The organism is Kineosporiaceae bacterium SCSIO 59966, from assembly GCA_020881835.1.
In the GTDB taxonomy this organism is placed as follows: domain Bacteria; phylum Actinomycetota; class Actinomycetes; order Actinomycetales; family SCSIO-59966; genus SCSIO-59966.
Genome location: CP052876.1, coordinates 1,368,423 through 1,380,639, shown reverse-complemented (window position 1 = coordinate 1,380,639; position 12,217 = coordinate 1,368,423). Strand labels below are relative to the sequence as shown.

General features: G+C 73.9%; 7 protein-coding genes and 1 tRNA gene. 1 reads left to right on the top strand and 7 read right to left on the bottom strand.

Annotation, left to right across the window (positions count from 1 at the left end):
- Window positions 1-109: 109 nt before the first annotated feature.
- Window positions 110-700 (bottom strand): response regulator, encoded by a 591-nt coding sequence (locus HJG43_06515; GenBank protein UER54252.1) that lies wholly within the window; start codon window positions 698-700, stop codon window positions 110-112.
- A 43-nt stretch (window positions 701-743) separates the two neighbouring features.
- On the opposite strand from HJG43_06515, the gene HJG43_06510 reads away from it, so the two are divergent.
- Window positions 744-827, top strand: a tRNA-Leu gene (locus HJG43_06510).
- 743 nt (window positions 828-1,570) lie between these two features.
- Here HJG43_06510 and pyk read toward each other — a convergent pair.
- The 6 genes from pyk to trpB all read right to left on the bottom strand — a co-directional run bounded on the left by pyk (window position 1,571) and on the right by trpB (window position 12,210).
- Window positions 1,571-3,016, bottom strand: a complete 1,446-nt coding sequence (pyk, locus tag HJG43_06505; GenBank protein ID UER54251.1) for a pyruvate kinase — start codon at window positions 3,014-3,016, stop codon at window positions 1,571-1,573.
- A gap of 23 nt (window positions 3,017-3,039) precedes the next feature.
- A complete protein-coding gene (locus HJG43_06500; GenBank protein UER54250.1) occupies window positions 3,040-4,512 on the bottom strand; it encodes a glutamate synthase subunit beta in 1,473 nt (490 codons plus the stop codon).
- Window positions 4,505-9,094, bottom strand: coding sequence for a glutamate synthase large subunit (gltB, locus tag HJG43_06495; GenBank protein ID UER54249.1), 4,590 nt, complete (start codon window positions 9,092-9,094; stop codon window positions 4,505-4,507). Before gltB ends, HJG43_06500 begins: the two co-directional genes overlap by 8 nt.
- Before the next feature lie 175 nt (window positions 9,095-9,269).
- Complete coding sequence (locus HJG43_06490) at window positions 9,270-10,139, bottom strand: prolipoprotein diacylglyceryl transferase (GenBank protein UER54248.1); 870 nt, start codon at window positions 10,137-10,139, stop codon at window positions 9,270-9,272.
- A complete protein-coding gene (locus HJG43_06485) occupies window positions 10,133-10,954 on the bottom strand; it encodes a tryptophan synthase subunit alpha (GenBank protein ID UER54247.1) in 822 nt (273 codons plus the stop codon). Before HJG43_06485 ends, HJG43_06490 begins: the two co-directional genes overlap by 7 nt.
- Window positions 10,951-12,210, bottom strand: coding sequence for a tryptophan synthase subunit beta (trpB, locus tag HJG43_06480; GenBank protein ID UER55773.1), 1,260 nt, complete (start codon window positions 12,208-12,210; stop codon window positions 10,951-10,953). Before trpB ends, HJG43_06485 begins: the two co-directional genes overlap by 4 nt.
- Window positions 12,211-12,217 lie beyond the last annotated feature (7 nt).

Genomic DNA, 12,217 nt, shown 5'->3' with positions numbered 1-12,217 from the left:
CCCTCCGTGGGGACCCCTGCCACGTGTTCGAGGTCACGTCGTTGTCGACTCGTGACCTGGGCCGGCCCGAGTGTCCGATTTCGGGAGCCAGTGGCCCCCGTTCAGGTCGTCAGTCCGCCATCTGGGCCAGCACCGCGTCGGCGACCTCCCGCATGCTGAGCCGGCGGTCCATCGACGCCTTCTGGATCCACCGGAATGCCTCCGGCTCGCTCAGGCCGGTCCGGCGCATGAGCACGCCCTTGGCCCGCTCCACCTGCTTGCGGGTCTCGAACCGCTCGGCGAGGTCGGCCACCTCCCGCTCTAGGGCGCGGATCTCGGCGTGGCGACTCAGCGCGATCTCCACCGCCGGCAGCAGGTCGGCCGCCGAGAACGGCTTGACGACGTAGGCCATCGCCCCGGCGTCGCGGGCCCGTTCGACGAGCTCCTGCTGGGAGAAGGCGGTGAGCAGCACGACGGGAGCGACCCCGGCCCGGCCGATCCGCTCGGCCGCGGTGATCCCGTCCAGGCCGGGCATCTTGACGTCCAGGACGACGAGATCGGGGCGCAGCTCCTCGGCCAGCTGCACCGCAGCCTCCCCGTCACCGGCCTCACCGACGACGTCGAAGCCGGCCTCCCGCAGGATCTCCACGACGTCGAGCCGGATGATCGCCTCGTCCTCGGCGACGACGACCCGGCGGCGGACGGTCTCGGGCTGGGCCACGGCCGGTAGCCTAGTGAGTCGCCGGCCCGTCGCGGGCCGGTGGGCCGGGTTAGCCGAATTGGCATAGGCAGCGCACTCAAAATGCGCCGTCCGCGAGGACATGCGGGTTCGAGTCCCGCACCCGGCACGAGCCCGCCCACGGTACGAGCACCCACCGGTTGGTACGAGAACCCCCTGTTGGTACGAGAAAACCCTGCTCGTGATCATGCAATCCCGCCACCCTGGGCTGGGCACCCCGCGCCCTGTCACCCCTCGGTGATCATGCAATCCCGCCACCCTGGGCTGGGCACCCCGCGCCCTGTCACCCCCTCGGTGATCATGCAATCCCGCCACCCTGGGCTGGCCACCCCACGCCCTGTCACCCCCTCGGTGATCATGCAATCCCGCCACCCTGGGCTGGCCACCCCACGCCCTGTCACCCCCTCGGTGATCATGCAATCCCGCCACCCACCCGGTCGCCCAGTGTTGCCAACCGCTCCTCGCACCCAGGGTGGCGCACACCCGCAGAGTGCTGGGTTGGTGGCGCGACACGCCGACAAAGCTGTGCGGAACGCAGCATTGTGTGTGGGTGGAGGCCCATGACCCGACGCGAGCTGCCAGGGCGCCTACGGCGCATTGTCATGCTCCGGAGTGGCCCACCAAGGCCATGAGGCGTTCATGCAAGCCCGCCACCTGCTCGGGGTGGCGGGATTGCATGATCACCGACAAGGGGGTGTCAGAGGGTGGCGGGATTGCATGATCACCGACAAGAGGGTGTCACAGGGTGGCGGGATTGCATGATCACCGACAAGGGGGTGGGTGGCGGGATTGCATGATCACCGAGAGGGGCGGAGTGAGGACGACGACGGGGACGGTGGTGGCAGCCGCCGGTCACGGCTCCCGGTAGGCCGGTGCCACGCCGTCTACGGCCGCGCCCATCCGGTGGATCCGCATCGCGTTCGTCGACCCCGGCACGCCGGGCGGGGAGCCGGCGACGATGACGACGGACTCCCCGCGCTCGAGCCGGCCGATCGACAGCAGCGCCTGGTCGACCTGGCGGACCATCTCGTCGGTGTGCCGCACGGGCGGGACGAGGAACGTCTCGATCCCCCACGTCAGCGCGAGCTGGGAACGGACCGCCGGCTCCGGGGTGAACGCCAGCACCGGGATCCGTGAGCGCAACCGGGACATCCGGCGTGCGGAGTCCCCGGACTGCGTGAACGTCACCAGGTAGCGGACGTCGAGCAGCTCGCCGACCTCCCGGGCGGCCCAGGTCACGGCACCGCCGGTGGTGTGCGGCCGGGTGCCCAGCGGCACGATCCGCTCCAGGCCGTGCTCCTCGGTGTTCTCGATGATGCGGGCCATCGTGCGCACCGCCTCGACGGGGTAGCGGCCCACGCTGGTCTCCCCCGACAGCATGAGCGCGTCGGCGCCGTCGAGCACGGCGTTGGCGCAGTCCGACGCCTCCGCCCGGGTCGGCCGTGGGCTGCTGATCATGGACTCGAGCATCTGGGTGGCGACGATGACCGGCTTGGCGTTGCGCCGGGCGAGCTCGACGGCCCGCTTCTGCACGAGCGGCACCTGCTCGAGCGGCAGCTCGACGCCGAGGTCACCGCGGGCGACCATGATCCCGTCGAAGGCAGCGACGATCTCGGCGAGGTTGTCCACCGCCTGCGGCTTCTCGATCTTCGCCAGGACCGGGACGAACACCCCCTCCTCGGTCATGATCCGGCGCACGTCCTCGACGTCCTCGGCCCGCCGGACGAAGGACAGCGCGACCATGTCGACGCCGCGCCGCAGCGCCCAGCGCAGGTCCTGCGCGTCCTTGTCCGACAGCGCCGGCACGCTGACCGCGACGCCGGGCAGGTTGATGCCCTTGTTGTTCGACACCGGGCCGGGCACCTCCACCTCGGTGACGACGCGCGGCCCGTCGACGGCGGTGACCCGCAGGGCGACCCGGCCGTCGTCGACGAGGACGGCGTCCCCGGGAGCGACGTCCCCGGACAGGCCGCGGTAGGTGGTGGAGACGACCTCGGGGGTGCCGACGACGTCCTCGGTGGTGATCGTGAAGGTGTCCCCGGCGGCGAGCTCGTGCGGGCCGTCGGCGAACCGCCCGAGCCGGATCTTCGGGCCCTGGAGGTCGGCCAGGATGCCCACCGCCCGGCCCGTCTCGTCGCTGGCCCGGCGCACGTTGAGGTACGAGCGCTCGTGGTCGGCGTAGTCCCCGTGGCTGAGGTTGAGCCGGGCGAAGTCCATCCCGGCCTCGACCAGGGCACGGACCTGCTCGGGGCTGGAGGTGGCAGGGCCCAGCGTGCAGACGATCTTGGCGCGGCGCATGCCCCAACCCTAGGCCCGGTCGGTCACACGCTCAGCGGGCGGTCCGTCGGCCGGACCGGTGCCGGCAGCTGCGAGGGCCGGCCGGTGAGCCAGGTGTCCACGGCGGCGGCGCAGGCGCGCCCCTCGGCGATCGCCCAGACGATGAGCGACTGCCCGCGACCGGCGTCGCCGGCCACGAAGACCCCTGGCCGGGTGGACGCGAAGGACTCGTCGCGCCGGATCGCGCCGCGCTCGTCGAGCTCGACGCCGAGCTGGTCGAGCAGTCCGGAGCGCTCCGGGCCGGTGAAGCCCAGGGCGAGCAGGACCAGCTGGGCGGGGATCTCCCGCTCCGTGCCAGGTACGGGCTCGAACCCGCCGGCGCCCCGGCGGACCTCCACCAGTCGCAGCGCCCCGACCGCCCCGGTGCCGTCGTCGACGAGCTCGGTGGTGGACACGGCGTACTCCCGCCGGCCGCCCTCCTCGTGGGCGCTGGAGACCCGGAACGTCATCGGGTAGGTGGGCCACGGCTGGTCCGCTGGGCGCTCCTGCGGCGGACGCGGCATGATCTCCAGCTGGGTCACCGAGCGGGCACCCTGGCGCAGGGCGGTGCCGAGGCAGTCTGCGCCGGTGTCGCCGCCGCCGATGATGACGACGTCCTTGCCCGCCGCCGACACGAGGTCCGGGGGGTCCTCGCCGAGCGCGGCGCGGTTGGCCGGCGGCAGGTACTCCATCGCCTGCAGCACCCCGGCGAGGTCCCGGCCGGGGACCGGCAGGTCCCGGCGGGCGGTCGCCCCCACCGCCAGGACGACGGCGTCGTAGCGGTCGAGCAGCTGCCGTCCGCTGAGGTCACCGGGGGCGTCGCCGCCGACGACGACACCGGTGCGGAACCGGGTGCCCTCGGCCAGCATCTGGTCGATCCGGCGGTCGAGGTGCCGCTTCTCCATCTTGAACTCGGGGATGCCGTACCTCAGCAGCCCGCCGACGCGGTCGGCCCGCTCCAGGACGACGACGGTGTGCCCGGCGCGGGTGAGCTGCTGGGCGGCGGCCAGGCCCGCGGGACCCGACCCGACGACGGCGACCGTCCGCCCGGACAGCCGCTCGGGGGGCTGGGGCTGCACCCAGCCGCGTTCCCACGCGGTGTCGGCGATCGACACCTCGACCTGCTTGATGGTGACCGGCGGCTGGTTGATCCCCAGCACGCAGGCGGTCTCGCACGGCGCGGGGCACAGCCGTCCGGTGAACTCCGGGAAGTTGTTCGTGGCGTGCAGCCGCTCGACGGCCTCCCGGTCGTCGCCGCGCCAGGTCAGGTCGTTCCACTCCGGGATGAGGTTCCCCAGCGGGCAGCCGTGGTGGCAGAACGGGATGCCGCAGTCCATGCACCGGCCGGCCTGACGCCGCAGCTGCTCCTCGGGCTGCTCGCCCTGCACCTCGCGCCAGTCCCGGATGCGCACCGGGACCGGGCGGCGGGGCGGCAGCTCGCGCTCGCGCCAGGTCAGGAAGCCTCGGGGGTCAGCCACGGGTGTCCTCCAGGATCCGGGACCAGGCGACGTCGCCGTCGGGGTCGAGTCCTTCGGCGGCGGCGGCCGCGCGGACGGCGCGGACGCGGGCGTACTCGCGCGGGAGCACGCGGGTGAACCGGCCGCGGCAGCCGGGGAGGTCCGCGAGCAGCCGGGCGGCGACCGGGGAGCCGGTCTCCTCGTGGTGACGGCGCAGCAGGTCCTCGACGACGGCGAGGTCGTCGTCGTCGAGCGGGTCGAGCAGCAGCTCGCCCGCCGCGAGCGCCTGCGGGTTGACCCGGCCCGGGTCGAGGTCGAGCACGTAGGCGGTGCCGCCGGACATCCCGGCGCCGACGTTGCGGCCGGTGGGGCCGAGCACGAGCACGGTGCCGCCGGTCATGTACTCGCAGGCGTGGTCGCCGACCCCCTCGACGACCGCGGTGGCGCCGGAGTTCCGGACGCAGAACCGCTCGCCGACGACCCCGCGCAGGAAGAGCTCCCCGGAGGTGGCCCCGTACCCGATGACGTTGCCCGCCACCGTGTTGCGCTCGGCCGGGTACGGCGCTGCCGGGTCCGGTCGGACGACGACCCGGCCGCCGGACAGGCCCTTGCCGACGTAGTCGTTGGCGTCCCCCTCGAGCCGCAGGGTGATCCCCCGGGGCAGGAACGCCCCGAGCGACTGCCCGGCCGAGCCGCGCAGGCTGACCTGGATCGTGCCGTCCGCCAGGCCGTCGGGCCCGTACCGGCGGGTCACCTCGTGGCCGAGCATGGTGCCGACCGTCCGGTTGACGTTGCGCACCGGCAGGTCGATGCGCACCGGCTCGGCGCGTTCCAGGGCGTCGGCGGCCAGGGCGATGAGCTGGTTGTCCAGCGCCTTGGCCAGGCCGTGGTCCTGGGGCACGGTCTGGCGCAGCGGGGTGCCCTCGGGCAGGTCGGGCAGGTGCAGCACCGGGGCGAGGTCGAGGCCGGCCGCCTTCCAGTGCTCGACGGCGGCGCGGGTGTCGAGCAGGTCCACCCGGCCGATCGCCTCGTCGAGGCTGCGCAGCCCGAGCGCGGCGAGGTGCTCGCGGACCTCCTGGGCGAGGTACTCGAAGAACGTCTCGACGAACTCTGGCCGGCCGCTGAACCGGGCCCGCAGCTCGGGGTTCTGGGTCGCGATCCCGACCGGGCAGGTGTCGAGGTGGCAGACGCGCATCATGACGCAGCCGCTGACGACGAGGGGGGCGCTGGCGAAGCCGTACTCCTCGGCGCCGAGCAGGGCGGCGATGAGCACGTCCCGACCGGTCTTGAGCTGACCGTCGACCTGGACGACGATCCGGTCCCGCAGGCCGTTGAGCAGCAGCGTCTGCTGGGTCTCGGCCAGACCCAGCTCCCACGGCGCCCCGGCGTGCTTGAGGGACGTGAGCGGGCTCGCCCCGGTGCCGCCGTCGTGCCCGCTGATGAGGACGACGTCCGCGTGCGCCTTGCTGACCCCGGCCGCGACGGTGCCCACGCCGACCTCGGAGACGAGCTTGACGTGCACCCGGGCGGCGGGGTTGGCGTTCTTGAGGTCGTGGATGAGCTGGGCCAGGTCCTCGATGGAGTAGATGTCGTGGTGCGGCGGCGGCGAGATGAGCCCGACCCCCGCTGTGGAGTGCCGGGTGCGGGCGATCCACGGGTACACCTTCGGCCCGGGCAGCTGGCCGCCCTCCCCCGGCTTGGCGCCCTGCGCCATCTTGATCTGGAGGTCGTCGGCGTAGGTGAGGTAGGCGCTGGTCACGCCGAACCGGCCGGAGGCGACCTGCTTGACGGCCGACCGGCGGGCCGGGTCGAGCAGCCGCTCGACGTCCTCGCCGCCCTCGCCGGTGTTGGACCGGCCGCCGAGCCGGTTCATCGCGACGGCGAGGGTCTCGTGCGCCTCGGCGGACACGGACCCGTAGCTCATCGCGCCGGTGGAGAAGCGCCGGACGATCGAGGACACCGGCTCGACCTCCTCGACCGGCACGGGCTCGCGGCCGGTGACGGGCTGGAGCAGCCCGCGCAGGGTCATCAGCCGGCGGGACTGGTCGTCGACCCGGCGGGTGTAGGCGCGGAAGACGTCGTAGCGCCGGGCGCGGGTGGCGTGCTGGAGCCGGAACACCGTCTCCGGGTCGAACAGGTGCGGCTCGCCCTCGCGGCGCCACTGGTACTCCCCGCCGACCTCAAGGGTGCGGTGCGCGGTGCTCACGCCGCTGACCGGGTACGCGGTGGCGTGCCGCCGGCGGACCTCCTCGGCGAGGACGTCGAGGCCGACGCCGCCGAGCCGGCTGGTCGTCCCGGTGAAGTACCGGTCGACCACCTCGGGCCCCAGTCCGATGGCTTCGAACAGCTGGGCGCCGCGGTAGGAGGCCACCGTCGACACCCCCATCTTGCTCATCACCTTGAGCACACCCTTGCCGAGTGCTCGCAGGAGGTTGCGGACCGCCTGCTCGGGGGTGACGTCGCCGAGCCGGCCGCTGCGGGCCAGGTCCTCGACGGACTCCATCGCCAGGTACGGGTTGACCGCCCCGGCGCCGTACCCGACCAGGAGCGCCACGTGGTGCACCTCGCGGACGTCCCCGGCCTCGACGAGCAGGCCCACCTGGGTACGGGTGCGCTCCCGGATGAGGTGGTGGTGGACGGCGCCGGTGAGCAGCAGCGACGGGATCGGCGCCCACTGCGCGTCGGAGTCGCGGTCGGACAGGACGACGAACCGGACGCCGTCCGCGATCGCCGCGGAGACCTCGGCGCAGATCTCGTCCAGCCGGCGGGCGAGGCCGGCGGCGCCCTCGTGCACCGGGTACAGGCCCCGCACGGTCAGCGTCGCGTAGCCGGGCAGGTCGCCCTCGCGGTTCATGTGGACGATCTTGGCGAGGTCGTCGTTGTCGATGACCGGGAACGGCAGCACGAGCTGACGGCAGTGCGCCGGTCCCGCGGCCAGGAGGTTGTGCTGCGGGCCCAGCACGGTGCCCAGCGAGGTGACGAGCTCCTCGCGGATCGCGTCCAGCGGGGGGTTGGTGACCTGGGCGAACAGCTGGGTGAAGTAGTCGAACAGCAGCCGGGGCCGTTCGCTCAGCACGGCGACCGGGGTGTCGGTACCCATCGACCCGATCGGCTCGGCGCCGGTGGCGGCCATCGGCCGCAGCAGGACGCGCAGCTCCTCCTGGGTGTACCCGAAGGTCTGCTGGCGGCGGGTGACCGAGGAGTGCGTGTGCGCGACGTGCTCACGCTCGGGCAGGTCCTCGAGGCGGATCACCCCGGCGTGCAGCCACTCGTCGTACGGGTGCTGGGCGGCCAGCTCGGCCTTGACCTCGTCGTCGTCGACGATGCGCCCGTGCGCGGTGTCGACGAGGAACATCCGGCCCGGCTGCAGCCGGCCGCGGCGCACCACCCGGGCGGGGTCGAGGTCCAGGACGCCGGTCTCGGAGGCCAGCACGACCAGGCCGTCGTCGGTGACGACGTACCGGGCCGGGCGCAGGCCGTTGCGGTCCAGGACCGCGCCGATGACGGTGCCGTCGGTGAACGCCACGGCGGCCGGGCCGTCCCACGGCTCCATGACCATCGAGTGGAACTCGTAGAAGGCCCGGCGGGCCGGGTCCATCTGCTCGTGGTTCTCCCAGGCCTCGGGGATCATCATGAGGACGGCGTGCGGCAGCGACCGCCCGCCGAGGTGCAGCAGCTCGAGCACCTCGTCGAAGGTCGCCGAGTCGCTCGCCCCCGGGGTGCACACCGGGGCGAGGTCGGCGAGGTCGCCGGGGATCACGTCGCTGGCCAGGCTCGACTCCCGGGCCCGCATCCAGTTGCGGTTGCCGGTGACGGTGTTGATCTCACCGTTGTGGGCGATGAACCGGTACGGGTGCGCCAGCGGCCACGACGGGAACGTGTTCGTAGAGAACCGCGAGTGCACGAGCGCCAGCTCGGTGACGTAGCGCCGGTCGGACAGGTCGGGGAAGAACGGCTCGAGCTGGGTGGTCGTCAGCATGCCCTTGTAGACCAGGGTCCGGCAGGACAGCGAGGGCAGGTACACGCCGAGCTCGCGCTCGGCCCGCTTGCGCAGCCGGAACGCCATCCGGTCCAGCGCGATCCCCTGGACCGGCAGCCGGCGGGCGGCGACGAACACCTGGCGGAACCGGGGCATGCACGCGCGGGCGGCGGCGCCGACGAGGTCGGCGGCCACCGGGAGGTCGCGCCACCCGATCACCCGCAGGTCCTCCTGGTCGGCCAGCCGCTCGATCCCCGCCACCGCGGCGGCGGCCTCGGCGTCGTCGTCCGGCAGGAAGGCGGTGCCGACCGCGTAGGTGCCGCGCGCCGGCAGGTCCAGGCCGCTCACCTCGCGCAGGAACGCGTCGGGGACCTGGGTGAGGATGCCCGCGCCGTCACCGGTGTCCGCCTCGGCACCGACGGCACCCCGGTGGTCGAGGTTGCGCAGCGCGGTGAGGGCGTGCTCGACGACGTCGTGCCCGGCCTCGCCGCGCAGGGTGGCGACGAAGGCCACCCCGCAGGCGTCCCGCTCGGCGACCGGGTCGTACAGGCCCTGGGCCTGCGGGAGGGCGGAGAACCGCCGGACCGGGGAGCGGGTCGGGTCGTCGTGCACCAAGAGGTCCATCAGCACCATCCTGAAGGGGACGCCGGCGAGGGCTGGAAGAGCACCGTCGACGTCCGGGTTGGCGGGGAGCCGACCGGCTCCCGAAGAGGGGTGGGGACGTCGCTGGCCCCGTTGCTTGGCGGGAACTTTACACGACTGTCCCCGCCCCGCAGTACCACCACGCGGGCAACGGGTCTCAGGATGCGGACGTCTCGTCGGCGGGTGCCGCGACGGCGTCCCGGCGGACCGCCTCCGGTCCGTCCGGCCCGCGGGCGCCGTGGCGGCGCCGGCTCACGACGAAGCCGACGACGCCGACGAGGCCGACCAGCACCGACGTCCAGATGTTGAGCCGCAGGCCGAGCACCTGCTCGGCGGGGTCGATCCGCAGCGCCTCGATCCACACCCGCCCCAGGGTGTAGAGGACGACGTAGCCCCAGAACACCTGGCCGTGCCCGAGCCGGTACCGGCGGTCCAGCCAGATGAGCAGCAGGGCTGCGGCGACGTTCCACACCATCTCGTACAGGAACGTCGGGTGGAAGGTGGCGACCTGCTCGTAGCCGGCCGGCCGGTGCTCGGGGTCGATCTCCAGCCCCCAGGGCAGGTCGGTGGGCCGGCCGAACAGCTCCTGGTTGAACCAGTTGCCGAGCCGGCCGACGGCCTGGGCGAGCAGGATGCCGGGGGCGACCGCGTCCGCCAGCGGCGCCAGCCGGACGCCGGCCTGGCGGGCGCCGATCGCGGCCCCGACGGCCCCCAGGGCGACCGCCCCCCAGATGCCGAGGCCGCCCTCCCAGATCCGGATGATCCGGGCGGGGTCGCCGTCCGGACCGAAGTAGGCGTCCGGGCTGGACACCACGTGGTAGAGCCGGCCGCCGACGACCCCGAACGGGACCGCCCACACGGCGATGTCGGCGACCGTGCCGGGCTCGCCGCCGCGGGCCACCCAGCGGCGCTCACCGAGCCAGACGGCGACGACGATGCCGGCGATGATGGCCAGGGCGTACGCGCGGATCGGCACCGGGCCGAGGTACCAGACCGCCTCCGGCGGGCTGGGGATGCCGGTCAGCACGGGATCTCCTTTCCAGCCCGGCGGCGCACACCGGCGGACAGGTCGACGGCGAGGTCGGCGACGGCGTCCGGTCCGCCGTCGGCGAGCCGGGTGACGAGGGCGGAGCCGACGATGACGCCGTCGGCGAACGCGGCGACCTCGGCCGCCTGGTCGGCGGTGGACACCCCGAGCCCGACGCAGACCCGCTGCGCCCCGGCGGCGCGGGTGTCCGCGACGAGCCGGGCAGCGGCGGTCCCGACCGCGGCCCGGGCGCCGGTGACGCCCATCGTCGAGGCGGCGTAGACGAACCCGCGGCTGGCGGCCGCAGTGATGCGCAGTCGCTGCGGGCTCGAGGACGGCGCGACGAGGAACACCCGGTCCAGGTCGTGGGCGTCCGCGGCGGCGACCCAGTCCGCCGCCTCCTCCGGGACGAGGTCCGGGGTGATCAGCCCGGCGCCGCCGGCCGCGGCGAGGTCACGGGCGAACGCCTCGACGCCGTACCGCAGCACCGGGTTCCAGTAGCTCATCACGAGCACCGGCGCCCCGGTGCCGGCGACCTGCTCGACCGCGGAGAGCACGTCGCGGGTGCGGGTGCCGCCGCGCAGTGCGGCGTCGGCGGCCTGCTGGATGACCGGGCCGTCCATCACCGGGTCGGAGTACGGCAGGCCCAGCTCGACGACGTCCACGCCGGCAGCCACCATCGCCCGGGCGGCGGTCACGGAGGTGGCCAGGTCGGGGAAGCCGACCGGGAGGTAGCCGATGAGAGCGGCGCGGCCGGCGCCGGTGGCGGCGTCGATGGCGGGCCCGCTGCGGCGCCCGCCGCCGTCCGCGCTCACCAGCCGCTCCCCTCGCCGTGCTCGGCCGGGTCCCCGGCCCGGGCCACCTCGGACTGGACGAGGTCGGCGTCGCTGACCAGGCCGAACCAGCGGGCCGCGGTGTCGACGTCCTTGTCGCCGCGGCCGGAGAGGTTGACCAGGACGACGCCGTCCGGGCCGAGCTCGCGGCCGACGCGCAGCGCTCCGGCCAGGGCGTGCGCGCTCTCGATCGCCGGGATGATCCCCTCGGTGCGGCACAGCAGCTGGACGGCCTCCATCGCCTCGGCGTCGGTGACCGCCTCGTAGCTGGCGCGTCCGGTGTCCGCGAGCCAGGCGTGCTCGGGTCCGACGCCGGGGTAGTCGAGCCCGGCGGAGACGGAGTGGCTCTCGACGGTCTGCCCGTCCTCGTCCTGGAGCAGGTACGAGCGGGCGCCGTGCAGGACGCCGACCTGGTGGGCGGTGATGCTCGCGGCGTGCCGCCCGGTGTCGACGCCGTCGCCACCGGCCTCGTAGCCGATCAGCCGGACGCCGGGGTCGTCGAGGAAGGCGTGGAAGATGCCGATCGCGTTCGACCCGCCGCCGACGCAGGCGGCCACGACGTCCGGGAGCCGGCCGACGAGGTCGAGCACCTGGGCGCGGGCCTCGACGCCGATGATTCGGTGGAAGTCGCGGACCATCACCGGGAAGGGGTGCGGCCCGGCGACGGTGCCCAGCAGGTAGTGGGTGTCCTCGACGTTGGTCACCCAGTCCCGCAGGGCCTCGTTGATGGCGTCCTTGAGGGTCCGTGAACCGGTCGTCACCGGGACGACCTGCGCGCCGAGCAATCGCATCCGGGCCACGTTGAGCGCCTGGCGGCGGGTGTCCTCCTCGCCCATGTAGACGACGCACTCCAGGCCGAGCAGGGCGGCGGCGGTGGCCGAGGCGACCCCGTGCTGGCCGGCACCGGTCTCGGCGATGATCCGCGGCTTGCCCATCCGCCGGGTCAGCAGCGCCTGACCGAGCACGTTGTTGATCTTGTGTGAGCCGGTGTGGTTGAGGTCCTCCCGCTTGAGCAGGATCCGGGCGCCGCCGGCATGCTCGGCGAACCGGGGCACCTCGGTGAGGATGCTCGGGCGCCCGGTGTAGGTGCGGTGCAGCCGGTCGAGCTCGGCGGTGAACGCCGGGTCGGCGACGGCCTCGGCGTAGGCCTGCTCGAGGTCGGCCAGCGGGCCGATGAGCGCCTCGGGGACGAACCGGCCGCCGAACTGGCCGAAGTACGGTCCGCGCTCGCCGGACAGCCCGGCG

Excerpts from the sequence above, each read along its gene's own strand:
- pyk (UER54251.1), bottom strand. The coding sequence starts at position 3,016 with ATGCGCCGCGCCAAGATCGTCTGCACGCTGGGCCCTGCCACCTCCAGC.
- gltB (UER54249.1), bottom strand. The coding sequence starts at position 9,094 with ATGGACCTCTTGGTGCACGACGACCCGACCCGCTCCCCGGTCCGGCGG.